The organism is Nonomuraea sp. LPB2021202275-12-8, from assembly GCF_037044575.1.
In the GTDB taxonomy this organism is placed as follows: Bacteria; Actinomycetota; Actinomycetes; order Streptosporangiales; family Streptosporangiaceae; genus Nonomuraea.
Window position 1 is genome coordinate 25,330 of sequence record NZ_JBAHWD010000025.1, and the last position, 24,284, is coordinate 49,613.

At 70.7% G+C, this 24,284-nt stretch carries 23 protein-coding genes and 1 pseudogene; 8 read left to right on the forward strand and 16 right to left on the reverse strand.

Annotated features, from left to right (window positions below; translation table 11 throughout):
* Positions 1-7: 7 nt before the first annotated feature.
* Positions 8-1,525: an MFS transporter gene (locus V5E28_RS34045; RefSeq protein WP_442945911.1), complete on the forward strand. Its 1,518-nt coding sequence runs from the start codon at positions 8-10 to the stop codon at positions 1,523-1,525.
* On the opposite strand, the pseudogene V5E28_RS49725 reads toward V5E28_RS34045, so the two are convergent.
* Positions 1,456-1,707, reverse strand: a pseudogene (locus V5E28_RS49725) (Tn3 family transposase); the annotation flags it as partial. The gene V5E28_RS34045 and the pseudogene V5E28_RS49725 overlap by 70 nt on opposite strands.
* Between V5E28_RS49725 and V5E28_RS34050 the strand changes: the two are divergent.
* Positions 1,706-2,290, forward strand: a complete 585-nt coding sequence (locus V5E28_RS34050; protein WP_336213141.1) for a DinB family protein — start codon at positions 1,706-1,708, stop codon at positions 2,288-2,290. The pseudogene V5E28_RS49725 and the gene V5E28_RS34050 sit on opposite strands and share 2 nt — an antisense overlap.
* Before the next feature lie 415 nt (positions 2,291-2,705).
* Here the strand turns inward: V5E28_RS34050 and V5E28_RS34055 are convergent, their stop codons facing one another.
* From V5E28_RS34055 to V5E28_RS34075, 5 genes are all read right to left on the reverse strand, one after another.
* Positions 2,706-3,377: a response regulator transcription factor gene (locus tag V5E28_RS34055; protein WP_336213143.1), complete on the reverse strand. Its 672-nt coding sequence runs from the start codon at positions 3,375-3,377 to the stop codon at positions 2,706-2,708.
* Positions 3,374-4,651, reverse strand: a complete 1,278-nt coding sequence (locus V5E28_RS34060; protein ID WP_336213145.1) for a sensor histidine kinase — start codon at positions 4,649-4,651, stop codon at positions 3,374-3,376. Before V5E28_RS34060 ends, V5E28_RS34055 begins: the two co-directional genes overlap by 4 nt.
* The gene (locus tag V5E28_RS34065) at positions 4,648-6,237 is read right to left on the reverse strand and encodes a carboxylesterase/lipase family protein (RefSeq protein ID WP_336213147.1); all 1,590 of its coding nucleotides are present in this window, start codon (positions 6,235-6,237) and stop codon (positions 4,648-4,650) included. Before V5E28_RS34065 ends, V5E28_RS34060 begins: the two co-directional genes overlap by 4 nt.
* 512 nt (positions 6,238-6,749) lie before the next feature.
* The gene (locus V5E28_RS34070; RefSeq protein WP_336213149.1) at positions 6,750-7,589 is read right to left on the reverse strand and encodes a tyrosine-type recombinase/integrase; all 840 of its coding nucleotides are present in this window, start codon (positions 7,587-7,589) and stop codon (positions 6,750-6,752) included.
* A 45-nt stretch (positions 7,590-7,634) separates the two neighbouring features.
* Positions 7,635-10,865 carry a BTAD domain-containing putative transcriptional regulator gene (locus tag V5E28_RS34075; RefSeq protein ID WP_336213150.1) on the reverse strand — a complete coding sequence of 1,077 codons (3,231 nt, stop codon included), beginning with the start codon at positions 10,863-10,865 and terminating at the stop codon, positions 7,635-7,637.
* A 99-nt stretch (positions 10,866-10,964) separates the two neighbouring features.
* On the opposite strand from V5E28_RS34075, the gene V5E28_RS34080 reads away from it, so the two are divergent.
* The 3 genes from V5E28_RS34080 to V5E28_RS34090 are packed head-to-tail and all read left to right on the forward strand — an operon-like array spanning position 10,965 to position 13,201.
* Positions 10,965-11,603 (forward strand): hemerythrin domain-containing protein, encoded by a 639-nt coding sequence (locus V5E28_RS34080; RefSeq protein WP_336213152.1) that lies wholly within the window; start codon positions 10,965-10,967, stop codon positions 11,601-11,603.
* A 35-nt stretch (positions 11,604-11,638) separates the two neighbouring features.
* Positions 11,639-12,058 carry a DUF4267 domain-containing protein gene (locus V5E28_RS34085; protein ID WP_336213153.1) on the forward strand — a complete coding sequence of 140 codons (420 nt, stop codon included), beginning with the start codon at positions 11,639-11,641 and terminating at the stop codon, positions 12,056-12,058.
* Positions 12,059-12,076: 18 nt separating this feature from the next.
* Positions 12,077-13,201, forward strand: coding sequence for an FAD-binding oxidoreductase (locus V5E28_RS34090; RefSeq protein WP_336213155.1), 1,125 nt, complete (start codon positions 12,077-12,079; stop codon positions 13,199-13,201).
* 405 nt (positions 13,202-13,606) lie between these two features.
* Here V5E28_RS34090 and V5E28_RS34095 read toward each other — a convergent pair whose 3' ends face one another.
* Positions 13,607-14,158, reverse strand: a complete 552-nt coding sequence (locus tag V5E28_RS34095; RefSeq protein WP_336213157.1) for an HAD family hydrolase — start codon at positions 14,156-14,158, stop codon at positions 13,607-13,609.
* A 268-nt stretch (positions 14,159-14,426) separates the two neighbouring features.
* Here V5E28_RS34095 and V5E28_RS34100 point away from each other — a divergent pair, with 268 nt between their 5' ends.
* Both V5E28_RS34100 and V5E28_RS34105 read left to right on the forward strand, forming a co-directional pair.
* A complete protein-coding gene (locus tag V5E28_RS34100; RefSeq protein ID WP_336213158.1) occupies positions 14,427-14,972 on the forward strand; it encodes a GNAT family N-acetyltransferase in 546 nt (181 codons plus the stop codon).
* A gap of 260 nt (positions 14,973-15,232) precedes the next feature.
* The gene (locus tag V5E28_RS34105; RefSeq protein ID WP_336213159.1) at positions 15,233-15,529 is read left to right on the forward strand and encodes an integrase core domain-containing protein; all 297 of its coding nucleotides are present in this window, start codon (positions 15,233-15,235) and stop codon (positions 15,527-15,529) included.
* A gap of 84 nt (positions 15,530-15,613) precedes the next feature.
* On the opposite strand, the gene V5E28_RS34110 is transcribed toward V5E28_RS34105, so the two are convergent.
* The 6 genes from V5E28_RS34110 to V5E28_RS34135 are packed head-to-tail and all read right to left on the reverse strand — an operon-like array spanning position 15,614 to position 21,130.
* Positions 15,614-16,105: a nitroreductase/quinone reductase family protein gene (locus V5E28_RS34110; protein WP_336213160.1), complete on the reverse strand. Its 492-nt coding sequence runs from the start codon at positions 16,103-16,105 to the stop codon at positions 15,614-15,616.
* Positions 16,102-17,589 (reverse strand): FAD-dependent monooxygenase, encoded by a 1,488-nt coding sequence (locus V5E28_RS34115; protein ID WP_336213161.1) that lies wholly within the window; start codon positions 17,587-17,589, stop codon positions 16,102-16,104. The genes V5E28_RS34110 and V5E28_RS34115 overlap by 4 nt, the downstream gene beginning before the upstream one ends.
* A complete protein-coding gene (locus V5E28_RS34120) occupies positions 17,568-18,530 on the reverse strand; it encodes an MBL fold metallo-hydrolase (protein WP_336213162.1) in 963 nt (320 codons plus the stop codon). The genes V5E28_RS34115 and V5E28_RS34120 overlap by 22 nt, the downstream gene beginning before the upstream one ends.
* Complete coding sequence (gene dmpG, locus V5E28_RS34125) at positions 18,520-19,542, reverse strand: 4-hydroxy-2-oxovalerate aldolase (protein ID WP_336213164.1); 1,023 nt, start codon at positions 19,540-19,542, stop codon at positions 18,520-18,522. Before dmpG ends, V5E28_RS34120 begins: the two co-directional genes overlap by 11 nt.
* Entirely contained in the window at positions 19,539-20,384 is an 846-nt protein-coding gene (locus V5E28_RS34130) for an acetaldehyde dehydrogenase (acetylating) (protein ID WP_336213166.1), read from the reverse strand. Before V5E28_RS34130 ends, dmpG begins: the two co-directional genes overlap by 4 nt.
* Positions 20,381-21,130, reverse strand: a complete 750-nt coding sequence (locus tag V5E28_RS34135) for a 2-keto-4-pentenoate hydratase (RefSeq protein ID WP_336213167.1) — start codon at positions 21,128-21,130, stop codon at positions 20,381-20,383. Before V5E28_RS34135 ends, V5E28_RS34130 begins: the two co-directional genes overlap by 4 nt.
* A gap of 193 nt (positions 21,131-21,323) precedes the next feature.
* On the opposite strand from V5E28_RS34135, the gene V5E28_RS34140 reads away from it, so the two are divergent.
* Positions 21,324-21,800 carry a hypothetical protein gene (locus V5E28_RS34140; protein ID WP_336213168.1) on the forward strand — a complete coding sequence of 159 codons (477 nt, stop codon included), beginning with the start codon at positions 21,324-21,326 and terminating at the stop codon, positions 21,798-21,800.
* A gap of 35 nt (positions 21,801-21,835) precedes the next feature.
* Here the strand turns inward: V5E28_RS34140 and V5E28_RS34145 are convergent, their stop codons facing one another.
* From V5E28_RS34145 to V5E28_RS34155, 3 genes are read right to left on the reverse strand one after another with little or no spacing between them, the layout of a single operon-like run.
* Complete coding sequence (locus V5E28_RS34145; protein WP_336213170.1) at positions 21,836-22,663, reverse strand: alpha/beta fold hydrolase; 828 nt, start codon at positions 22,661-22,663, stop codon at positions 21,836-21,838.
* Positions 22,654-23,424, reverse strand: a complete 771-nt coding sequence (locus V5E28_RS34150) for an alpha/beta fold hydrolase (RefSeq protein ID WP_336213171.1) — start codon at positions 23,422-23,424, stop codon at positions 22,654-22,656. The genes V5E28_RS34145 and V5E28_RS34150 overlap by 10 nt, the downstream gene beginning before the upstream one ends.
* Positions 23,421-24,281, reverse strand: a complete 861-nt coding sequence (locus V5E28_RS34155) for an alpha/beta fold hydrolase (protein ID WP_336213172.1) — start codon at positions 24,279-24,281, stop codon at positions 23,421-23,423. The genes V5E28_RS34150 and V5E28_RS34155 overlap by 4 nt, the downstream gene beginning before the upstream one ends.
* Between the last annotated feature and the right edge of the window lie 3 nt (positions 24,282-24,284).

Sequence of the window (24,284 nt, forward strand, 5' to 3'; positions counted from 1 at the left end):
AGGAGAGATGTACGTGAAAGCGTTGCTCACCCTGACCTGCGCAGGTCAGTTCATGGTGCTGCTCGACAACACGATCGTCGGCGCCGCCCTGCCCGACATGCAGCAGCGGCTCCACACCGGGCTGACCGGCCTGCAGTGGATCGTCGACGCCTACGTGCTGCTGGTGGCCATGCTGCTGCTGTCGGGCGGCGTCTTCGCCGACCGCTTCGGCCGCAGGCGGGTGTTCCTGGCCGGGGTGGTGGTGTTCACGGCCGCGTCGGTGGTGTGTTCGCTCGCGCCCTCGATCGGCTGGCTGATCGCCGGGCGGGTGCTGCAGGGCGTCGGGGCCGCGGCGCTGAGCCCCGCCTCACTGGCGCTGCTCGCCGCCGCGTATCCCGCCCCGAGAGAGCGCGTCAGAGCGATCGGGTTGTGGGCCGGGTTCAGCGGCATCGGCCTGGCCGCCGGACCGCTGGCGGGCGGGATCCTGGTGGAGTCCTTCGGCTGGCCCGCCATCTTCCTGGTCAACGTGCCCATCGGGGCGGTCCTGCTGCTGGCCGGGCTGCGTGTGCTGGGGGAGTCCCGCAACCCGAGCGCGCCGCCGATCGACGTCCCCGGCACGGTCCTGTCCGTCGCCGGCGTGGGCGCTGTGACCTACGGCCTGATCGAGGGCGGTTCCCGAGGCTGGACCTCGCCGGTGATCCTGGGCAGCTTCGCCGCCGGGCTGGTGCTCCTGGCCGCGTTCGTCGTGGTCGAGGGTCGTGTGTCGACGCCGATGCTGCCGCTGCGGCTGTTTCGTCAGCGGCTGTTCACGGTGTCCAACACGGCGATGGTCGTGGTCGGGTTCGCGCTGATGGGGTCGTCGTTCTTCTTCTCCCAGTTCTTCGTCTACGTCCAGGGCACTTCGATCCTGGTCGCCGGGCTGCGGACCCTGCCCGTCTCGCTGGCCATGGTGATCGTCAGCCCGTACGCGGGCCGGTTCGCGGCCAGGTACGGCTTCCGTGTCGTCGTCAGCATCGGCCTGGCGCTGGCCGGGCTGGGGCTGCTGGCGCTGGGCTTCGTCCACGCCGATACCGGCTACGGGAACGTGTGGTGGCGGCTGGCGGTCGCCGGCGTCGGGTTCGCTCTCACCATGTCGCCGCTGACCGGGGCCGCCATCCAGGCGGTCAGCCCGCAGGAGGGCGGCCTCGCCTCGGGCGTCAGCAGCACCACCCGGCAGATCGGTGCGGTGCTCGGCGTGGCGGTGCTCGGCGCGATCGTCCACACGCGGGAGTCCGGCGGAGCCTCCTTCGAATCCGGCCTCAACAGCGCCTTCCTCGCGGCGGGTGCCGTGACGCTGGCCTGCGCCGTGTTCACCGGCCTGTGGCTGAGCGCGGACGCGGAGGGGCGTCCGGGCGGAACAGTCAGGAGGCCAAGCGGGGCGAAGTTGCGGAAGGACTCGTTTCGGTTGGTGACCTGGGTGATCTGCTTGCGAAGGTCTGGATCCGACAAATACCGCAAGAGCGTGATCGTCCTGACCGCGCGGCCGAGCTCGCGAAAGGCTCGGTAGAGCCGGTTCTTGCGAGAGTGGTTGCCCAGGCGGCGCAGCAGGGTCACTGAGGACAGCCGGTTCTCCCGGATCGAGATCGCGGTACGCAGTAGGTCCGTCCAGTGAGCGATAGTCGGCGGAGCCGACGCCAGGCAGCTCGCAACCTGAGCCCACCGGCGCAGCCTGACAGAATCGTGACCCATGATCGACGATTTCGCGAAAGACAACCTGCACGGGAGACTGCGGCGGGACCGCAAGGCGCTGCTCTGGAAACTCGACGGCTTGTCCGAATACGACGCCCGCCGACCTTTGACAGCGACCGGGACCAACCTCCTCGGCCTGGTCAAACACGTGGCCAGCGTCGAGGCCAGGTACTTCGGCGAGGTCTTCGACCGCCCTTCCCCGGAACCGCTGCCCCGGTGGCAGGACTCCAACGGCAGCGATCTGTGGGCGACCGCGGACGAGACCCGCGATCAGATCATCGGGTTCTATCGGCGCACGTGGGAACACTCCGACGCGACGATCAACGAGCTTCCCCTCGACGCCCCCGGCCACGTGCCGTGGTGGCCGGAGCCTTATGCCGACACGAACCTGTTCGGCATCATGGTCCATGTCCTCGGCGAGTCCATCCGGCATGCCGGGCACGCCGATATCCTGCGCGAGGGCCTCGACGGCCGGACCGGGTTGCGCGCCGAACACGAGAAGCCTATCGACGAGGAAGCCCGTGCAGCCTACTGCGCGAAGATCGAACTGGCCGCCAGGGCGGCCGCACCAATCAAGGGTTAACCACAATCGCGCCACCGTGGCCCCCCACCAGCAAGATCACTTAAACGCCAGAGGTCGAAGTACTGCGACGCGCCCTTCACGACCTCGAGGCGCTCTCCGCACGCTCGGTTCTTCTTGGGTCCGGGCTGCGTCCGGTCAACTTGGCCTACGTGAAAGAAGAGATCATCGTCCTCTGACCTGCTGGAAGGATCCTCCAACCCTAGATGACGATCGAGCCATGTACGAGCAGAAGTACAAGCGTCACGCTATTCGCCCGGGGGCTCACCCGACGGCTGACCAACGCACGGGCCAGGGGCGCTGTCCAGGGTGATATCGCGTGCATCGGCTACCAACGATTCCCGTTGCCCAAGGTCAGCGGTGCTCCTGGCCGTCAGGACATCCTTCCGAGCTGTCTCCAGGAAGTCTCGCCTGGCCCTTACGACGTTTCGTCCTGCTCGTCGTCGGGGACGAGGCGGGCCTGATGGGCGAGCAGGCCCGCCTGCGTGCGGTTGGCCAGGCCGAGTTTGTCGAGCAGCCGGGAGACGTAGCTCTTGATCGTGGTTTCCGACAGGAACAGTCGCGCCGCGATCTCGCCGTTGGTCAGCCCCTCGCCGAGGCAGCCGAGCACGTCGCGCTCGCGGTCGCTCAGCGCTTCGGCCTTCTCCTGCGCGGCTCTGGTGTGGTCGTCGGTCCCGGCGGAGCGTGAGATGAGGTGGCGGGCGGCGGCCGGGGACAGCACGGTGTGCCCCTGGGCCGCCACCTTGACGAGGTCGAGCAGATCCTCCGGCGGGGTCGACTTGACCAGGAAGCCGCTTGCCCCGGCCGCCAGCGCCCGCAGCACATGGGCGTCGGAGTCGAAGGTGGTCAGGGCGACCACCGCTGGCGGCGTGCTCATCTTGGCGATCTCGGCTATGGCGGTGATCCCGTCCACGCCCGGCATCCTGATGTCCATCAGCACCACGTCGGGAGAGGTGCGCAGGACGGCTTCGACAGCGTCGGCGCCGTCCTCTGCCTCCGCGACCACCTCCACCTCCTCGCCCGCGGAGAGTATCGTGCGGAGGTGGTGGCGGACCATGGGGTCGTCGTCGGCCACGAGCACTCTGATCATCCGATTTCCCGCCGTTCGTGGTGCTGGGGGTCCTCGCCGGTGGGGATGGAGGCGGGCAGCACAGCCGACACGCGGAAACCGCCGCACGGGGCCGGGCTCGCCTCGAAGGAGCCGCCGAGCAGCACGACACGGCGCCGCAGACCGTCGAGGCCCGTTCCTGAGCCGCTGGCGGCCAGGATGGTGTCGCCGGAGCACGGTGGAACGGCGTTGGTCACCGTCACCGTCAGGGCGCCGTGGTCGTAGGTCAGCTCGATGTCCACGCGGGCTCCCTGCGCGTGCTTCATGGCGTTGGTGAGCGCCTCTTGCAGCACCCGGTACGCGCCCCGGGCGATGGCCGGGGGCAGCGCCCTCGGCTCGCCGGTGACGTGCAGGGTGGTCGGGTTGCCCGCCGAGATTGCCGCGTCCACCAGGGCGCTCACGTCGGTAGGGGCGAGCATGACATGCGGCGGCTCGCCCCGCTCGTGCTCGTGCGTGTAGTCGTGGTGGGGGTCGGGGTCGTTGCGCAGGATACCGATCAGGTCGCGCAGCTCGGTCAAGGCACGTGAGCCGGTGCGGCGAATCTGCTCGGCGGCGGCCTGGGCGGCGCGGTCTGTCGTGGACACCTTCAGCGCGCCGGCGGCCAGCACGATCTCGGTGACGTGGTGAGTGACGATGTCGTGCATCTCGCCGGCCAGCCGCTGCCGTTCCGCCGCCCTGGCCCGCTCGGCCAGCAGGTGCTGCTCGCGTTCGGCGCTCTCGGCTCGTTCGCGCAGCGATCGCACCAGCTCGCGGCGCGCCCGGACGTACAGGCCGAGCACGGCGGGCAGGATGACGGTGGTGATCCCGGCGTACACGGTCTCCCAGGACGGCATCCACGGCCGGGTGGCGGCCACCGCCAGGAACGCCGCGTACGCCAGCACTGCACGGCGCGGCAGCGTGTGGGCCAGGAACCACACGATCACCGGCGTGCACAGCGGCGCGGTGACCGGCGTCGCCGGATCCACCGGGGTGAACATCCCCGCAACCAGCGTGTCGCCAAGGGCCGCCACGGCCGTCGCGGTGGTCGTGACCCCCGCGACCGCCCGGGGGAAGCGGGCGAGCGCCGGCAGGCAGGCGGCCACCGCCAGGCTGAACACCAGCCCGGCGGCCGGCCCCAGCGGGCCGCTGCTGCGCTGCACGTTGAGGTAGATGGCGACGTCGAGGAACGCGAACGCGGCCATGGCGACGGCCAGGAAGACCATAGTCCTCCTGGCCGTCCTCCTGGCCTCGCCCGGCTGCAGTGTGGTGGTGGTCACGGTCCGTTGAGGCGCTCGCACGCGGGCACCGGCGTCGTGGCGGTGCTCCCCGGCCGCTCGGTGATCAGGTGAGCCACCTGCCTGCTGGCCGCCTTCGGCGCCCAGCGCGGCCACGACTTCCCGCTCACCGACGGCGTGCCGGTCCGCGCGAACGATGTCCAGGCGGCCACCATATCCCGGGCCACGGACTGCTGGAGGGCGGTGAGCGGGACCCGCTTGCCGTCCAGGCTGATCGGCTTGTCCTTCACGTCGAACAGGTACAGCAGCTCGGAGGCGTGCCCGGCGCCGGCGGGGAACCCAGGCGGGGACGGGATGAACGGCGGGACGGTGTCGTCGCCGAACACGTAGGCGTACACCTTCGCCCGCTTGGCCAGGGCATCGCGGTCCTCGGCATGGGGGCAGGCGAAGACGGCATCGGTGTAAGGAGCCGCCCAGGCCTCGCTCGCGGTCGCGAAGTCCTCGCGCCGATAGCGGCGCGCGATGTCGTCCGCCCTGCTTCCGAAGCCCTCGCGCAGAAGGGCGGGCAGGTTCTCATCGGTGATCGGCGTGCCGGCCAGGCCGAGGGTCCCGGCAAACAGCAACGCCTCCTTGCTCGTGTGCCCGGACAGCACCGGCACCCGGGCGAAGTCGCCCGCACGCAGCGCCCGCTCAGGAGAAGTGGGCAGGGTGGCGCCGCCGTACGCTGCCGCCTGGAACAGCGCGGTCTGCGGTAGCAGATCCTTGACCGGCTTGCCACGCAGACATGTGAGGATCTTTCCGGCGTCCCGCCCGGCCGGGCAGCCAAGTCGCGTCGCGGCTGTCCGCGTGGCGGCGTGGCTGTCCTTCATCGAGCGCCAGAACGGGGTCCGCGGCGCTCCCGGCATCGGCAGCAGGACGGTCCCGCAGGAGCCGCTCTGGATGATCGCCTTGGCGAACAGGCCCCTGCTGCCGGGGGCGGTGAGGTGACCGCACGTGGCGACGCCGCCGCCCGACTCGCCGAACAGCGTCACGTTGACCGCGTCGCCGCCGAACGCCGCCGCGTTGCGCTGCACCCAGCGCAGCGCTGCCTGCTGATCCTGCAGCCCGAACGTGCCCCCGCCGGCCATCCCCGGCAGCGCCAGATAGCCGAGCACGCCCAACCGGAACTCCACCGTGACCACCACGACGTCCCCCTGCGTAGCCAGGCGGCGCGGGTCGTAGTCGGCGCCCCTGCCCGCGACGAACCCGCCGCCGTGCAGCCAGACCAGCACGGGCCTGCGCTTCCCACCCGCCTTCGTGGGGCCGGCCTTCTTGGGGACGGTGACGTCGAGCGTCAGACAATCTTCGGCGTCGCTGCGCTCCTTCGGATTGCCGTTGTCCTGCGGGCAGGCAGGGCCGGACGCCGTCGCGGGCACGACGCCCGGCCACCTGGCCACCGGCTGGGGCGGCCGCCAGCGCAACTCGCCGACCGGCGGGCGCGCATAGCGGATGCCCCGATACCTCAGGACATCTCCGTCGTCGACCCCTCGGATCACCCCGCTGTCCAGCACGACCTCCGGACCCGGGACCGTCGCCGGCCCCTTCCGGGCCTCCGCCGCGCCGCATCCCTGGACGAGCAGCAAAGCCATGGCGCTCAGGCAAGCTGTACCTCTGGCGAACACGTGTCGTAGCAAACCCATGTCTGGCACGTTAGGTACGGCCATCCCTCCGCTGGTACGGCCGAAGGTTGCGGATCACCGACCCATGGTTGTCTCCCGTACGGCGACTGGGCGGCGTAACCGCCGACCGGGGCTAACGGAATCGTCTGCACCAAGGGCGACAGCCGTCCTCCGGCACCCTGCCGCGAAGGCGCCGTTGACGGCGGCCCTGCCTCGCGCCATCTCTGAGCGGATGGCCCAGGCCTGCCACAACGGGCTCAGATGACGTATCCACCCTTGCACGTCTACATGTACTTGCCTATGCACGTTAGTTGTACGCCGACACCTGGCGTGAATCTCTGGCACGCCAGCGGCGAGACGGCCTGGCAGAGCGTCTTCCACTTCCACCTCCACGTGGTGCCCCGCTTCGAGCCCACCGACCTCACACCGCCGTGGACGGAGGTCGAGCACGCTGACCGCACCGCACCAGGGCGGCCGACCGCTCAGCATGCCGGCCACACCCGGCGCCGCCGGATGGGGTCGGCGTCGGCGGTGATGCGGGCGGAGGTCTCTTCGCCGAGTTGTACGTAGCGGCCGAGGCTGGCCAGGTGCTGGTGGCGGCTCTTGGCCTGGAGTTCGGGCGCGGTGCGTCCGGCTTGGGCCAGATGCTGCAGCGCCGAATGACGAAGCTGGTGCAGGGTCCAGCCCTGCCGGTGCGGGTCGAGTTGGGTTGAGGCGGTCTTGAACAGGTATTCGGCGCGTGGGTAGGACAGCCGCCCCCGTCCGGTGGTCGGGTCGATGTCGGCGGCCGCGGGCGTGCGCGGGCCGGAGGAAGGAGCGCGCCGGTCGGCCAGGAACAGCGGCCCGGTGGTGCGGTCGGCCAGCAGGTGGGGCAGCAGCCGGGCGGTGGGGGTGGCCCAGTGCACGTATGCGATGGCGTCGCCCTTGGAGACGACACGGGCGCGGCGGAACTCCAGGTCGAGGTCCTCGACGTTAAGGGTGAGGGTCTCCTCGGCGCGGGCGGCCGTGTCGTACAGGAGCCGCCACAGCAGGCGTTCCCGCAGGGCGTGCGCGGGGTCGGTGAACAGCATGTCCAGCCGGGTGGCCGGGATGGCGCGGTCGCCGCGGCGGGCGCTCTTGCGGCGCTCCAGCCGCCGGGCGGGGTTGGTGGCCAGCAGGTCCTGGCGCTGGGCCCAGGTGGTGAAAAAGACCAGGGCGGACAGGTGCCGGTTCCAGGTGGCGGCGGCCGCGGTCGTCCAGCGCTCCATCACCGCGGCGTACTGCTCGGGCGTCAGCGCGGCGACCGGATACTGAGGCCCGGTCACGGCGGTCTGGGCGGACACGGCCCCAAGACCTGTGTCACAGATGTGCGGCGCCGTGGGCAGAGGCTAGGTGGTCGTTCGCAACCGGGCCTCGACGGCCCAGTGGGGTGCGTTCCAGTGGTCGGCGATGGTGGCGGCCTGGGTGAAGTGGGCGGCGGCCTCGTCGGTGCGGCCGAGGAAGACGGCCAGTTCACCGAGGATGTGGGCGACCGGGCGCAGCGCCAACGACAGGCTCGCGGCGCCCGCCGGGGGGCCGTTGCGATGCGGAAGCAGCGTCGCGTAGATCTCCTCGGCGGCATCGCGGTCGTTCAAGGCGATGATGGCCATCGCGCGCAACGTGGTGAGGAAGGTGAAGAAGAAGTCGGGGCGGATCGGGCTGGGTGACGCGCGGACCTCGCGAGCTTCGGCGTCCAGGCCGTTGGCGTGGAGGGCGAGCGCGAGCAGGTCGGAGACCATGGGGCCGAGCACGGCGTGGAGGGCGCGAACGTCGTCCAGGTGCGCACCGAGCGTGCCGTCGTTCAGCCAGATCGTGGCCAGGGCGAGTTGGAGAAAGCCCGTATGCACCGATCCGATGCGCCGCATGCCCTCGTCGGCCTTGATGTAGAGGAGTTCGGCGTCGGCAAAGCGGCCTTCGATGAGCGCCAGGCTCGCCAGCGTGATCTCGGTGACGGCGATCGCCTCGCGCATTCGGTAGGTATGCGCGAGTTCCAGGGCCTCCGTGATCACCTGGTGCATGGTCACCGGGTCGTTGGCGGCGGCGGCGACGCCGGCATGGTTGAGCAGCCCGGTGACGCGGTAGACCGGCAGGTCGTGCTCGGTGCCGATCTCCACGAGCTCCCGGCAGAGCTCGGCGTCGCCGTGGACTTCGGCCAGGATCTCGAGTGCCGCGGCCCGCAACCGGGGTTCGGTGGCGAGGTCGAGTGCCTCCTGCGCTGCCTCCAAAACGGTCGGGTCGTCCTCGCCGACCAGTTCGTGCGCGTACGCCGTCAGGAGCCGGGACCGCACCGAAGGGGTCAGGTCACGCTTCAGCAGGCGGCTCAGGCGGTCGACGATGGGCCGGTCCACCGTGCCGTACGTACGGGCCTGCCAGGCGGTCGGCTCTGTCCACGCGGTGAATGCGGTGATCATCAGGTCGTCGCGGCCCAGGGACTCTGCGTACTCCACAGCTTCACGGCGTGTCTCGCGGGCGGCTGCGACGGCTCCCGCCCGGATCTGCGCGCGCAGCAGCCTGCCGAGCAGTTCGACGCGTTCGTCCGGTCCGGTCGAGTTGGTGACGGCGTCGGTGAGGAGGTCGGCCGCCACGTCGTGGGCGTAGCGGGCCTCGGCACGCTCGGCGGCCTGGACACAGTAGCCGACGGCCTTCGGTGAGCCGGCGCGCGCGTAGTGGTGGGCCAGCGCCGCGATGTCGTCGGTTCCTTCAAGAGCGGCGGCGATCCGGGCATGCATCCGGGTAGCACGCAATCTGCTGACGTCGGCGATGAGCGTGTCCCTGACGAGGGCGTGGACGAAGCGGATGAGGCCTGGGCCGGGCTCGTCGAGGAGCCCGGCGATGACGCCCGCGTCCAAGGCGTCCATCACCCCGTCCTCGTCGGTGTCGGCGGCCTTGACGAGGACGTCCACTGAGCTTTCCTGGCCTGCGACCGCGGCCAGCCGGAGGACGGACACGCCTCCCTCGGGCAGGCGCGCGAGCCGTCGGCGCAGGACGTCCCGTACGCCTTCGGGGACCTCGGAGAGGGCGACCAGCGCGCCTTCGCCGTTCAGCAGCCGGGCGCTTTCGCGCACGTAGAACGGGTTGCCGCCGGTGCGCTCGGCGATCCCTGCGATGGTCTCCTCGTCGGCCTCGCATTCGGCCCGTACGAGCTCCGCGACGGCCTCGTCGTTCAGCCCCGGCAGCGCTAGGCGGAGGGGCGTGGCGCGCGCGAGGGAGGCCAGCGTTTCGGTGAGGTGCCCGCTCTCGTCTGCGCGGTACGCGGCGACGACCAGGATCGGGGCCCGTATGCCGAGGCCGCCGCCGAGCAGTTCCAGCGTGGCGGCGTCCGCCCAGTGCAGGTCGTCCAGCACGACGGCGACCGGCCGTTCCGTGGCGACCGCCGCAAGCCACTTCCACACGGCTTGGCGCAGCCGGAACCGTCCGGCGGTGGCGTCGTCGTCCGCCGGTCCGGTGTCGGTGAGCAGCGGCGCGAGGTCGTCCGCGAACTCGCCCGGAGACGTGGTCGCGGCGGCGGCTCTCAGCGCCTCAGTCCAGGCCCACGCGGGCGGCGCGCTGTCGACCTCGGGGCAGCGGCCGACGGCGACCAGCCACCCGTCACGTTCGAGCCGCCTGCCGAGGTGTTCCAGCAGCGCCGACTTGCCGAGCCCGGCCTCGCCGGTGACAAGGGCGATACGGGCTCCGTCGGTGGCGGCCCCGGTGGCGGCCGTGACCAGTGCCGACAGCTGTGCCTCGCGTCCGACGAACGGCGCCTCGACGATCGGAGCCGCCCCCGGGGGAGGGGCCACCTGCGGCAGCGGGGCGGTCAGCGGGGGCGGGGGCACGGTCGCGCGTAGGACGTCTGTGCGCTGGGTGAGGATCGCCTCCTCCAACGCCGTCAGGTCCGGGCCAGGGTCGAGCCCGAGCTCCTCGGCGAGGATGCCGCGGGCGCGGCGGAGCGTCGCCAGCGCGTCGGCTTGGCGGCCGCTGCTCCACAGTGCCAGGGCGTGCAGCCGCCAGCCTTCCTCGCGGAGGGGCTCGTCGCGGGTGAGCCGCTCGGCCTCGGGAACCACCGCGGCGGGGTCGCCGATGCGCAGACCAGCCGCGACGTGCAGCTCGGTGGCGACCAGGCGTAGCTCGTTCAGCCGGGCCGTCTCGGCGGCGGCCCACGGCTCGTCAGCGACCTCGGCGAACGCCGGTCCCTGCCACAGCCCCAGCGCCTCGGCGAACCGAGCCTGCGCGGCGCGTAGGTCGGTGTCCGTACGCGCTCGGCCCAGCAGTCCCTCGAACCGCCACGCGTCCACCGCCTCCGGTGGCAGCCGCAGCGCATAACCCGGCGCCGCGCTCACCAGCAGCCGGGCCGGCGTGCGCGGCGGACGTCCGGGCTCCAGCAACCGACGCAGGTTGGACACATACGCCTGCAGGGACATCAGCGCCCGCGCGGGCGGCTCCCGGCGCCACAGATCCTCGATCATCCGGTCGACCGGCACGACCTGCCCACGCGCCGCCACCAGTAACGCCAGCACGCCCCGCTGCCGCGGCCCTCCGAGGTGAACGGCCGCACCGTCTACCTCCGCTGCGAACGCGCCCAGCACCCGGATGAAGACCATGATCTGCACATCGTATGTGGACGTTCCAAATCGGCTCCAAGCCCCCTCCAAATACCCGGGAGCAGCCTGAACACATCGCACCGACCGAGGGCAGGACAGATGAGCGTCAACACCCAGGACATGGAGATCGTCCACCGCGTGCTCCGCCGTGAGTCACGGCTGCTGATGGAGCTCGTCGCGGCCGTCATCCCGGGTGACACCGCTCGCGCCAAGGTGATCGCCGACCACTTCCGCGTATACCGGCTGGGCCTGCACAACCATCACGAGGGCGAGGACGAGCTGCTGTGGCCGCCGCTGCTTTCCCGGGTGGACCTAGAGGCCGACATCGTCCTGCGCATGCAGGCCCAGCACGAACGCATCGCGGCCACCCTGACCAGGCTGGACGCCACGGTCCCCGCCTGGGAGGCCACCGCGGGCGCCGACGAACGCGACACCCTCGTGGCCGCCCTCTCCGAGCACCGCGCGGTCCTGCTGGAACACCTCGACGACGAGGAGGCCACCCTCCTCCCGCTCGCGGCCAAGCACATCACACAACGGGAGTGGGCCTCCCTGGGCGACCACCTGGTGAACAGCACTCCCAAGCTCACCCTGCTCACGCTCTTCGGCGCCGTCCTGGAAGACGCGAACCCGGCCGAGCGCGCCATCGTCCTCAGCGGCCTCGCCACCCCAGTCCGCGTCATCTGGCACGTCATCGGCCGCCCCCGCTACGCCCGCCACATCCGCCGTGTCCGCGGCTGAACCCTGCCCAGTCTGAACAACAAAGGAGAACAACCATGTCGCTGAAGAAGCTCAACACCGTCCTGGCCACCGCCGTCGTCCTGTTCACCCTCTACCTCGGGTTGTCCTTCGTCCTGCCCCTCGAGGCGTCCTTCCCGGGCCTGCCGAACTGGCCCTCTGGCGACAGCGGCTTCCCTCTCGTGAAGGGCAGCCGCGAAATCGCGATGGGCCTGGCCATGGGCGCCCTGCTGGTGACGGGCCACCGCCGCGCCCTGGGCTGGGTCCTGCTGATGGTCGCCGTCGCCCCGTTCGGCGACATGGTCAACGTCCTGGCCCACCACGGCTCCACGGCCGCCGCGTTCGGCATCCACGGCCTGACCTCGGCGCTGATCGCGGTCACGGGGTTGCTGATCCTCCGCGAGACCAGCAACGCCCGCAAGGCCACCGCCCCAGCACCCACCGCGCAGCCCGCCTGACGTCTGCACGCCCAAGGGGTGCACGGTATTCCTTCGCATTTTCTGAGAACTCGAAAAAAGGGAGACGACAATGACGATCAACGATTTGCGCGGTGTCCTCAAGGGGTACGCGCGGAGGAGCGCGTGGTCCGGGTGGGCGCGGGCGTGAAGTGGGGGCAGGTGCTGGCGGCGGCCGGTCCGCTGGGTCTGACGGGCCTGTCCGGCAGCGCGCCGGGGGTCAGCGTGACCGGCTACACCCTGGGCGGTGGGGTCGGCTGGTTCAGCCGCAAGTACGGCTTCGCCTCCGACAGCGTGCGGGCCATCGACATCGTGGACGCCGATGGCGAGCCGGGCCGGGTGAGCGCCGAGTCCGATCCCGAGCTGTTCTGGGCGCTGCGTGGCGGTGGCGGGGACTTCGCGGTGGTGACCGCCCTCGAACTCGAGCTGTACCCCGCGCCAGTCCTGTACGGCGGGCGGGTGATCTGGCCGGAGCACCGGACCAGGGAGGTGTACGACGCGTTCCTGGAGATCACCGCTGAGGCGCCGCGTGAACTCAGCGTCTGGATCAACCGGCTCCAGCCACCCGGCGCGGCGCCGATGGTGACGCTGGATCTGGCCTACCTGGGTGAGGCGGCTCAGGGGGAGGACCTGCTGGCGCGCCTCGACAAGATCGAGGGCGCGATCTCCGACAGCCGCGGCGTCGTCCCGGTTGCCGCCCTGGGCGCCATCGCCGCCGAGCCCACCGATCCGGCCCCGTCCATCGCTCGTGCGGAGCTGCTCACCGGCCTGGACGCGGACGCGGTGGAGCTCCTGCTGGCCAAGCCGGTCGAACCGCTCATCAACGTGCAGATCAGGCACCTGGGCGGGGCGCTCGCCGAGCCGGGCGGCGGGGCCGGTGCGAGCGGCGCGGTGGCTGAGCCGTACCTGCTCGGCCTGCTGGGTCTCGGCCTGCCGCACGCGGCCGACGCGACGCGCGCCAAGCAGGCCGAGGTCGTGGCTGACCTGGAGGCCTACATCAGCGGCCGCAAGCCGTACACCGTGCTGTCCCCCGGTGACACGGCGGCGAAGTCCTTCTCCGGCAGCGCGCTCGCGCGACTGCGGGAGATCAAGCGGGCCCGTGACCCGCACAACGTGTTCCGCGCCAACTACCCGGTGCACGGATAGATCGGTTCCCAGCAGGTCCCGGCCCCTCCGCCCACCGGGGCGGCGGGGCCGCACCGAACCCGCGTGACAGATGTCGCCGCGAGCACTGTGAAGGGCACATTCGGTTGTGGGTGGTGGTGTCAGGAGGGGTCGTTGTGTGACTTGGATTCTTGACGGCGTGATTCTTTGAAAGCTTTCCGTCGTGATTTTCGATCTTGTCTCTCGGCGGAGGGGAGATGAGTGCGTGAAGGCCATTGCCCGGCGGGGCAACGGCCTTCACCGTTCCGATGCGGGTGGAGGTGTTGTGACCTGCAAGCGATGACCGTCACCTGGATGTGGTTTGCACAGCGATCTCTTTGGCGGGGTCCTGGTCGGCCGGGTCGGCTTGCGGGCGCGCGCTGCGCAGTGCGGTCTCGACGCGGCCCATCAGGTGGGCCGGGACGATGGCCTGTCGGAGAGAGGGGCCGAGCACCATCGTGGCGCCCATGCCCGCCCCGCAGACGGCGAGCCAGCGCCCGCGAGGCGGCCATGCGGATCTCGGCCATGGCGTTGAAGACGTCCATGGACGCGTCGGCCTCGGTTCCGTCGCGGGCCGTGCGGGCTTGGGCGGCGAGCGATCTTGCCGGTCTGGTTGTCGACCTGCCCGTTGGTCACGAGCCCTATCCGCCAACCGGCCTCCCGCAGCCGTCCCAGCCCGGCCAGCACCTCGGGCGGGCAGACGACCAGTTCCGGCATCCGCGCTCGGAACGCCGTCAGCAGCACCTCCGCCGGCGCGGGAAGCCCGAACCGCTTCCGCACCGCGGCGAAGAACTCATCCATCGGCAGCGACCCGTCGGCATCCAGCTCGACCATCCAGGCGGCATCTTGCTCGCCCAGCCGCCGCTGGTCAGCAAACTCCGCCACCCACCGGCGGAACGCGTCCAGCCGATCCACGAGCGTGTTGTCCAGGTCGAAAAGCGCCAACTTGTCCACGATCACCAAACCTACGGTGATCTACGCGACTATGTCAGGCCATGGTCTCCGTACACACCGCACCCGCCCCACGACCGGCCAGGAGCCCTATCGTGACCACGCTCGAACGCACCCACGCCCAAGGGCTCACCGGGATCGTCATCAGTTCGCGCAGCAGGAAACCGACCCCGAGCGGCAGCTGACGGCCTGGGAAGCGCCCGAAACCCTGGGTCTGCTGGCCTGAGGGCATCACTGCATGGACGTCTTGTCGGGACCATTTGCGACAATCCGGGCCATGACTAGCAGGAATGCCCCCGAGTTGCGTCAGCTCTGCCACCAGGACGAGATCGACACCGACCTGTCGCGCGAGCTGATCGACTGCTGGGTTGAGGTCAGCAATGCCGGTGGGGCCGTGGGGTTCCCGTTCCCGCCCGTGACCGTCGAGGAGGTCGCCCTGGCCGCCGAGCAACTCATCGCAGGTCTGCGTCCCGACCGCAGCCGCTTGGTCCTGGCCACGGTCGGTGGCGTCCTGGCGGGCTGGCTGAACGTCCGTCGCGATCCCCACCCGCTCGTCGCGCACTGGGGCACCCTGCACCACGTCCAGTCGCACCCCGCCTTCCGAGGCTGCGGCATCGGGTCTGCCCTGATGAACCACGCCCGCCGGGTCGCCCGTGAGGATATGGCTCTGGAACACCTTCACCTTGCCGCACGATCCGGCATGGGGCTGGAGCACTTCTATGGTGGTTTGGGCTTCAAAGAGATCGGCCGCCACCCCGGCGCCCTCCGTCTGGCGCCGGGTGACGACCGAGACGAGATTTTCATGGTCTTGACGCCGCTGTGATCTGCACGGGTGGCTCGCCTCGTGTGCGATGCGAGTGCCGGACCCGAGGTGCTGGGCTGCGACGGGTGTTGTTCGTGATAGAGGTCAGTACACGGCGCGTGCACATCCTGGGTGTGACCTCCCATCCGACCAGTGCGTGAACGGCTCAGCAGGCCCGTAATCTCCTGATCGACTTTGGCGAGCGAGCGGCGTCGTTCCGCTTCCTCATCCGCGATCGAGACGCCAAGTTCACCGCCGTCTTCGACGAGATCTTCGCCGCGGTGAGCATCACGGTGTTGAAGACGCCGCCGCGGACCCCGAGGGCGAACTGCTATGCCGAGCGGTGGATCCGCACGGTCCGAGCCGAGGTCTCCCACCGCATGCTGATCTACGGTGAACGCCACTCGCGCACGGTCCTGGACGAGTACATCGATCACTACAACCGCCACCGACCTCACCAGGCGCGCGGGCAACGACCACCCGATCAAGACGAACAGGCGGTGGTGCCGATCGAAGGCCGGATCGAACGCCGCAAGGTTCTCGGTGGAGCGATTAACGAGTATCACCGGGCTGAATAGCGGCCGGGGACCCGCAGCTCAGGCCATACGCGCCAGTTTTGACGCGGTACAGGATAGTGATCGTCTCGCCGCACACCTAACGTGCTACGTCGTGGAGGTCAAGCGAATGATCGACAAACCGTGGCGCGCAACCGCATCCGCAAGCTCGGCGTGGGTCGGGGCGCGGTCCACGTTGATGGTGATGCCGAGGCGGCGGGCGTTCTTGTGGCCGACGGACGCGATCATTTTGGCGTACTCGGCCGCCACCATGTCGGCGTCCTCGTCGAGGGTGGCGTGCATGGGCAGACGCCGGCCCTGGAGGGTGACCTCGATGTGGGTGCCGCCGCGGAAGTTTATCCGCCAGCTGCTGTTGGTGAAGACGCACAGTTGGTCGCCGATGCGCTGCTGGGCGACGGGGAGGTCGAATTGCTTGCCCGATTTGCGACCGGTGAAGTGCAGCAGCATCAAATGCTGGCTGGGGCCGCCCTTGCCGCGGCGGAGCTGAGCCCGCATGACGGGGTTGACCAGACGCATGAGGAGATTGGGCGGATGCCGCCTGGTAACGGCCGGTTTCGCTGAATCGGTCACGATCGTCATCCTAAAGGATCGCAGCCGGTCGCTCGTTCGAGCGCGGCGCGTATGGCCAGGGGGGAGGGCTTTGGAAGGAGGGCGGCCAGGTGGCCGTCCGGGCGGATCAGGGCAAGGCTGCCCGGGGGGGCGGCCAGCGCCCGGGTGATGACGCCGTCGGCGTCGATGGCGTGCAGGTCGTAACCCTGGCAGGGGATGCTCGCACGGTCGAGGGGGCCGGCGGTGAGCGCGATGAAGTCGTGGCCGAGGAGGCGGCGCAGGCGGGTGCGGCGGCCGTCGACGACGACCGGGGCGTCCGGGCAGAGGGTACCCGCCGTGGCGTCGCCGGGGGTGGTGAGGGGTGAGTCGGCGTAACGGTACGGTTCGGCCAGTTTGCCTGAGTCGATGAGTCGGCGGGCGGCGGGGTCGGTCACCGCGCGTTCCAGGACCGTACGGCGCCGCTCCCGCTGGGCGTCGGTCTGCGGGACCAGGAACTCCATCGTGGCGCCGGTGACCCGCAGGTTTTCCAGCGCCGCGGCGCGGCGTTCGACGGCGTAGCTGTCCAGCAGGCGGTCGCCGCCGAGGGCGAGCTTCCAGGTCAGGTTCTCGGCGTCCTGGATGCCGGAGTTGAGGCCGCGGGCGCCGAACGGCGCGTACAGGTGGGCGGCGTCGCCGGCCAGGAACACCCGGCCGCGCCGGAAGGCGGAGGCGACCCGTTCGTGGAAGCGGTAGAGCGACTGCCACACGATCTCGTACGGCTGGTGGCCGGTGATCCGGCGCACCATGGCGTCCACGTCGGCGACGGCTGGGTCGAACGACGGCGGGACCTGCCAGTCGATGCGCCACACGGAGTCCGGGCACTGGTGGACCAGGACCTGCCGGCCGGGGTTCCACGGCGGGTCGAACAAGAAGCGGCGCTCGCTGGGGAAGGGCAGGTCGGCCTTTATGTCGCAGATGAGGAACAGGTCGTCGTAGGAGCGGCCAGGGAAGTCGATGCCGGCGAGCTGACGGACGGTGCTGCGCGAGCCGTCGGCGCCCACCAGGTGGCTGCCGCGCACGGTCACGCGTCCATCGGAGGTGGCGGCGTCGACCTCGACGCCGCCGGCGTCTTGGCGGTAGCCGATGACCGGGTGGCCGAAGCGCATGTCGATCAGCGGTTCGGCGGCCGCGCGGGCCGCCAGCAGCTCCTCGACTCGGGCCTGGGAGATGTTGATCCATGGCGGAAATGCGCTGCGGCCTGGGTCGGGGAAGGTGACGGTGAACAGCTCGTGCTCGCGGTAGAAGGTGCGGCCGGTCGTCCAGGTGACGCCCTCGGCGACCATCGGCTCGGCGCAACCGATGCGGTCGAGGATGTCCAGGACGTCGCGCTGGAAGCAGATGGCCTTGGAGCCGGACGGGTCGCGGCGCGGCTGCGCGTCCAAGACGATGGACGGCACCCGCCGGCGGGCCAGCAGCAGCGCGGTGGCCAAGCCGACCGGACCGGCGCCGACGATCACGACTGGAGTCGGTTCCATACCTCTCGGTCCCTTTCCGAGGTCCAGATGACCGGCCGCTCGACGCCCGACAGCTCGTCCCACAGCCGCGAGACGTTGAACGGTAGGCAGTGCTCGAAGATCGGCCAGTGGCCGTAGCGCGGCTCCAGGTCCGCGTGGACGGCGTCGAACGCCTGCTTGAGCGAGCCGCCTGACTTCCGCACGGCCTTCACGTGGCCGATCATCGTGGTGAGGAAGTCGCGGGTCTGGGCGATGGCGGCGTCCGCCGCGCGCCTGCCATGGGCGACCGCGCCCCTGCCGCCGACCAGTGTCTCGGCGCCGAGTGCGGCGACCTCGTCGAGGGTGGCCGAGGCCCACTCGAGGTGGAAGGCATCACCGGTGTAGAGGGCCGCCTGCGCCTCGACGAGGTCGCCGGCGAACAGCACGCGTTGCCGGGGAAGCCAGGCCACCACGTCGCCCTCGGTGTGGCCGCGGCCGACGTGGCGCAGGACGAGTTCTCCCCGGTCGCCGCCCAGGTGGATGACGGCCCGGTCGGAGAAGGTGAGGGTCGGCCAGGTCAGGCCTGGGATCGAGGCGGGCTCCTTGAACAGGCGGGGCATGCGCCCGTACTCCGACAGCCAGTCTTGCTTGCCGCGTTCGGCGATCAGGTTGCGGGTGTTGATGTGAGCGAGGATGACGTCGGCGCCGAACGCGGAAGCGCCTAGCGTCCGTACCGCGTGGTAGTGCGACAACACCAGGTAGCGCACCGGCTTGTCGGTGTGCTCGCGCAGCAGGTCCAGCCACTCGCGCGCGGCGACGGGGGTGGCGAGAGCCTCCAGGCAGACGACGAAGTCCTCGCCCTCGACCGCTCCCACGTTCGGGTCGCCCTCGGCGCTCAGCGCGTAGACGCCGTCGGCGATTACCTCCAGGGTCTTGGGCTTGTCGGCCAGGTCGGCGGAGGAGGCGAAGGGTTTACCGGTCATGGGCGAGCTCCAGCGCGATTGAGGTGATCTGGTCTTCCTGGCCGCCGACGAGTTTGCGCCGGCCGCATTCGAGGAGGATCTCGGCCGGGTCCACGCCGTAGCGGGTGGCGGCCTGGGCGGCGTGCCGCATGAAGGAGCTGTAGACGCCGCCGTAGCCCATGGCCAGCGACAGCCGGTCGGTCACGCACTCGGCGTCCATGATCGGCCGGACGACCTCCTCGGCCACCCGCATCATGGAGAAGGCGTCGACGCCGGTGCGCAGGCCGAGCCGGTCGCAGACGGCCACAAGCGCCTCGGTGGGGGTGTTGCCCGCGCCCGCGCCGAGCCCGCGCGTGCAGCCGTCGACCTGTACAGCGCCCGCGCGGAAGGCGGAGGCGGTGTTGGCCACGGCCAGGGACAGGTTTTGGTGGCCGTGGAAGCCGACCTGCGCGTCACCGCCCACCTCCGCCAGCAGCGCCTGCACCCGGTCGGACACCTCATCGAGGATGAGCGCGCCGGCGGAGTCGGTGACGTACACGCACTGGCAGCCGGCGTCCGCCATGATCCGGGCCTGGCGGGCGAGTGCTTCGGGGCTGAGCCGGTGGGCCAGCATGAGGAACCCGACGGTCTCCATCCCCATCGCGCGGGCCAGGCCGAAGTGCTGCTGGGAGATGTCGGCCTCGCTGCAGTGGGTGGCGATGCGGATGACGGCGGCGCCGGCGTCGTGGACGGCGCGGATGTCGTCCACGGTGCCGACGCCCGGCAACATCAGCGCGGCGATCTTCGCCTGCCCGGCCTCCTCCACCGCCGCGGCGACCAGCCGCAGCTCGTCGGTGGCGGATCTGCCGTAGACGTAGGAGGAGCCGCCGAGGCCGTCGCCGTGGGAGACCTCGATGACGGGCACTCCGGCCGCGTCAAGCTCTCGGACGACGCGGCGGACCTGGTCCTCGGTGAAGCGGTGGCCCACGGCGTGGCTGCCGTCGCGCAGGGTCGAGTCGGTGATGCGGATGTCGAGGTCGTCGCTGAACGTCATGCGATCAGCTCCCCGGCGCGGACGGCAGCGGCCGTCATGATGTCCAGGTTGCCGGCGTAGGGCGGCAGGAAGTCGCCGGCGCCCTCGATCTCCAGCATCACGGTGACCTTCTCCTCGTCGAACTGCGGGTCGGCCAGCAGCCGGTAGCCGGGCACGTACTGCCGCACCTGCTTGACCATCGCGTGGATCGAGGCGCTGATCTCGGCCCGGGAGGCGTCGGGCGGCAGGGAGCAGTAGACGGTGTCGCGCATCAGGACCGGTGGCTCGGCCGGGTTCAGGACGATGATTGCCTTGCCGCGGGCGGCGCCGCCGACGCTTTCGATGGCGCGGGCGGTGGTGCGGGTGAACTCGTCGATGTTCTGTCGGGTGCCCGGCCCGGCCGAGGCGGAGGCGATGCTGGCGACGATCTCCGCGTACTCGACGGGCGTGACTCGGCAGACGGCGTGCACGATGGGGATCGTCGCCTGGCCGCCGCAGGTCACCATGTTGATGTTCGGGGCGGCGGCGTGCTCGTCCAGGTTCACCGGCGGGACCACGTACGGGCCGCGCGCGGCCGGCGTGAGGTCGACCACGCGGATGCCGGCCTCGGCGTAGCGCGGGGCGTTGCGGACGTGCACCTGCGCTGAGGTTGCCTCGAATACGACCTCGGCGCCCTGCTTCAGCACCCAGTCCACGCCGTCGGCGCTGGTGGACAGGCCTGCGGCGGTGGCGCGGCGCAGGCCCTCGCTTGCCGGGTCGATCCCGGCCATCCAGCGCGGCTGGAGCCGGTCCGAGCGCAGCAGCTTGTACATCAGGTCGGTGCCGATGTTGCCCGACCCGACGATGGCGACCGGCGTTCTCACGTGAATTCCACCGCCACCCGGCCGATCACGTCGAAGTCGGCTTCGACGCGGTCCCCCTTGGCCACCGCGACGGCCCGCGCGCACGCGCCGGGCAGGATCACCTGGCCCGCCCGCAGCGTCACGCCCCTGGCGCCCAGTGTGTTGGCCAGCCAGGCCACCGCCTCGGCCGGATGGCCGAGGACGTCCGCGCCGGCGCCGCTCTCGGCGAGCTCGCCGTTCAGCCAGGTGCGCGCCCGCAGGGCGGCCAGGTCCACTTCGGGGGGGTGCGGCTCGCCCAGCACGTAACCGGCGCTGCTGGCGTTGTCGGCGACGGTGTCGGCCAGCGTGATGCGCCAGTCGGTGATGCGGCTGTCGATGATCTCGATGGCGGGCCGTACGGCCGCGGTCGCCGCGAGCACGTCGTCGGCCCGCACGCCCGGCCCGCGCAGGTCGGCCGCCAGCACGAACGCCACCTCGACCTCGGCCCGCGGCGCGATGTAGCGGCCGGCGTCGGTGCTGTCCTCGACGCGCATGATGTCGAGCAGGTGGCCGAAGTCGGGCTGGTCGACGCCCAGCATCTGCTGCATGGCCCGGGAGGTCAGACCGACCTTGTATCCGGTCACGTGCGCGCCGGCGGCGGTGCGCCGGTCGACGTTGAGCTTCTGGACGGTGTAGGCGCCGTCCAGGTCCAGCCCGCTGAGCGGCGGGATCGGCTCGCGGTCGCGCTCGGCGGCCGCGAGCGCGCAGGCGATGTCCTCGTATGTCACACCCTGACCTTCGCCCTGCTCAGCGGTGGCGGGCCAGCGCGGCGTCCCGCCCAGTGAAACGGCCGCTGACGCCGGCGTTCCGGGCAGCAGGACGCGGTCCGCACAGCGGAACGGGACGCTTGGCGCGATCACCGCGCGTTGCTGTTATGCGCTGAGCGGCGGTCTTCACCGCCACACCCCCTGGAGGTAGCGCATGCGCAGGTTCCTGATCGCTCTGGCCGCCACGCTGGCCCTGTTCGGCCTGGCCCCGGCGGGCCCGGCGTTCGCCGCGTCATCGACGGAGGTCTACTACGAGACAGTCGCCGAAGGCGACGTCTCGTTCATCCCGGCCTGCACCCCCGGCCCGCAGAACCCGACATGCGACCCGCGCGGGCCAGGCAGCGTCCTGACGTCGAAGGGCACCCTGGCCGCCACCCAGGGCGGTCCCGCCGTCGGATCCATCACCACCACGTGCGTCACCACCCGCAAGGTGGGCGCCGACTACTACGGAGCCTGCTACGACAAGCTCGTCACGCCCTCTGGCACCAGGATCGCGCTCGGCGAGATCAACGAGAGCGGCCTGGAGCGCTACGAGCCGCAGACCCTCTGCCTGACCCTGCCGCACGGCACGCTGACGATCCAGCAGATCGTCTACCCGAACGTCTTCAAGCTGACCCTCGAGATCGCCTGACCGTGCCAGGGGGGACGGCCGCGCCGTCCCCCCTTTCAGGCGTGCTGGCGAAGGAAGCCAGCCACGACGGCGTGGAAGTCGTGCGGGCGTTCCTCCTGCAGGTGGTGGCCGGCCCGGTCCATCACGTACAGCTGCCCGCGCGGCACCATCCTGGCCAGCATCAGCGGGTAGTCGGGCGTGAGGAACGCGTCGTACATGCCCCAGGCGAACAGCACGGGCGCCTGGATACGGGCCAGCTCGGCCGTCAGCTCCTGCCACTGGCCGCGCGGCTCGTCGGAGCGGGCGGCGAGCGCCATCTCCGCCGGGTCGAGCGACTGCCGGTAGCGCAAGGTCACGGTCTCGTCCGGGATGGCCTGGCCGTCGTACCACTCCAGGCGGGCCATCAGATCGCGCATCTTCTGCCACGATGGACCGTCACCGCCGTAGTAGGCGTCGCGCGCGTTGCGGCCCCGCCGGGCCCCCTCCGGCAGCGGCGCGAGCGGGCCATGAAAGACGGGCATCGAACCGGTGACCACCAGCGCACGGACCCGTTCCGGATAGCGTGCCGCCAGGTTGAGCGCGATCGTGCCGCCCCACGAGTTGCAGACGAAGTCAGCCCGCGGCACGCCCAGGGCGTCCATCAGGGCGACGATCCGGGCCGCGTGGAAATCCCACATGGGGCCGGTGATGACGCACTTGTCGCTCTTGCCGTATTGGAGCAGGTCGACCAGCAGGCACCGCCAGCCGGCGGCGAACAGCGGGGCCACCGGAGCGAAGTCAGTCCACGCGCTGCACCCGGGCCCGCCGCCATGCAGAAAGAACACCGGCTCCCCGCCGCCCAGCTCGGTGAGGTGGAAGGTGACGTCGCCGGCCTTCACGAACACAGGAACTCCTCCACAATCGCGGCGAAATCGGCCGCCTTGTGCTCCAGCGGTACCATGCCGCCCTTGATCACCCGCTGGGTGCTGCGCGGCAGTCGCGCGGCCAGCCGTTCCAGTTCGGGGAAGGCGAAGGGGTCCTCACTCGCCCCCACGCACAGCACCGGGCAGCGGATCAGGCCGACCCGCTGCTCCATGCGGTAGGCGGTGACCGCCTCGTGCCCGCTCTCCACCTGCGGCAGCACGGCCAGCGCGTCGCGCACGAAGCGGGTCAGCAGGTGCGGCGGGTAGAACGGCGCCCGCCCGTTCCACAGCTCCGTCAGGTGGGAGCCGTCGGAGCGTTCCTGTACCGCATCGACGGACGGGCGGCCCAGGCGGCGCAGCCGGGCCTCGTAGTCGATCATCGGCGTGGACGACAGCACCAGTCGGCTCACTCGGCCCGGCGCGCTCGCCGCCACCTCGGCCGCCACCACGCCGCCCGTATGGTGGCCCACGACGGCGGCCTCGGCCAGGTCGAGGGCGTCCATCAGGCCGAGCACCCCGGCCGCGTACGCCTCGATGGAGTGCACGGCCGGACGGGCGGAGTTGCCGAAGCCGGGCGTGTCCATCGCGATCGCCCGGCGGGTGCGGCCCAGCAGCGGGAGCACCTCCCGGTACTCATCCCAGGAGCGGGGCGTCTGGTGCAGCAGCACTACCGGTTCGCCCGACCCGCAGGAGGCGTAGTGAATCTGGCCGCCGGGCGTGTCGGCGTACCCGAACCGGATCATTTGCAGCTCTCCAGGAAGGCCAGCGACAGCGGGTTGTACAACTCGTGCCGCTCGTGCTGCGGCCAGTGCCCACACGCGTCGAACAGTTCCAACCGGGAGCCGGGGATCGCCTCGTGCATGGCGCGCGCCTCCGGCACGTCGCCGAACGGGTTTTGGCGGCCCCACACGATCAGCGTCGGCATGGTCAGCTGGGCCAGCCGGTCGGTGGTGAGCAGGTTGCGCTGCCGCGTCTGCATGTCCTGCAGGCATAACAGGTTGTGGACGTTGGCGACGAAGTCGGGCCGGTGGTAGATGCGGTGCCTGATGGCGACCAGTTCCTCGCTGACGTCGCGTTGCGGGTCGTGCATGAGCAGGTGCAGCCGGTCGCGGGTGAGCGCGGGGTCGTCGGTGCGCACCGCTTTCAGGGTGGAGGTGCGGATGCGCTCCATGACCTGCGGGTTGGCCTTGGTGCCGCCTGCGGCCAGCAGTTGCAGGCTCGCCACTCGCTCGGGCTCTTCGGAGGCGAGCCAGGAGGCTACCCAGCCGCCCAGCGACTCGCCGATCAGGTGTGCGCGCTGAATTCCGCACGCGTCCAGGTAGTCGCGCAGGTGGCCGACGTAGCGGGGGATCTCGTATGGGACGTCCGGTTTACCGGTGTAGCCGTGGCCGAGCATGTCGATGGCATGGCAGCGGTACCCGGCCGCGGCGTGGGCCGGGAGGTTGCGGACGAACGCCTCCAGGTGGCCGCTGGTGCCGTGCAGGAAGATCACCGGCATGCCGTCGCCGGGTCCCGCCTGGAGCGAGCGGGTGGGGATGCCGTCCGCGTCCACGAACGTGACCTGGTGCTCGATCTCGGCCAGGTCCATCCAGATGGTCACAGC

Coding starts and splice junctions, on each gene's coding strand:
- V5E28_RS34045 (WP_442945911.1), top strand. CDS start 8: ATGTACGTGAAAGCGTTGCTCACCCTGACCTGCGCAGGTCAGTTCATG.
- V5E28_RS34050 (WP_336213141.1), top strand. CDS start 1,706: ATGATCGACGATTTCGCGAAAGACAACCTGCACGGGAGACTGCGGCGG.
- V5E28_RS34055 (WP_336213143.1), bottom strand. CDS start 3,377: ATGATCAGAGTGCTCGTGGCCGACGACGACCCCATGGTCCGCCACCAC.
- V5E28_RS34065 (WP_336213147.1), bottom strand. CDS start 6,237: ATGGCTTTGCTGCTCGTCCAGGGATGCGGCGCGGCGGAGGCCCGGAAG.
- V5E28_RS34075 (WP_336213150.1), bottom strand. CDS start 10,865: ATGGTCTTCATCCGGGTGCTGGGCGCGTTCGCAGCGGAGGTAGACGGT.
- V5E28_RS34080 (WP_336213152.1), top strand. CDS start 10,965: ATGAGCGTCAACACCCAGGACATGGAGATCGTCCACCGCGTGCTCCGC.
- V5E28_RS34085 (WP_336213153.1), top strand. CDS start 11,639: ATGTCGCTGAAGAAGCTCAACACCGTCCTGGCCACCGCCGTCGTCCTG.
- V5E28_RS34100 (WP_336213158.1), top strand. CDS start 14,427: ATGACTAGCAGGAATGCCCCCGAGTTGCGTCAGCTCTGCCACCAGGAC.
- V5E28_RS34110 (WP_336213160.1), bottom strand. CDS start 16,105: ATGACGATCGTGACCGATTCAGCGAAACCGGCCGTTACCAGGCGGCAT.
- V5E28_RS34115 (WP_336213161.1), bottom strand. CDS start 17,589: ATGGAACCGACTCCAGTCGTGATCGTCGGCGCCGGTCCGGTCGGCTTG.
- V5E28_RS34120 (WP_336213162.1), bottom strand. CDS start 18,530: ATGACCGGTAAACCCTTCGCCTCCTCCGCCGACCTGGCCGACAAGCCC.
- dmpG (WP_336213164.1), bottom strand. CDS start 19,542: ATGACGTTCAGCGACGACCTCGACATCCGCATCACCGACTCGACCCTG.
- V5E28_RS34140 (WP_336213168.1), top strand. CDS start 21,324: ATGCGCAGGTTCCTGATCGCTCTGGCCGCCACGCTGGCCCTGTTCGGC.
- V5E28_RS34150 (WP_336213171.1), bottom strand. CDS start 23,424: ATGATCCGGTTCGGGTACGCCGACACGCCCGGCGGCCAGATTCACTAC.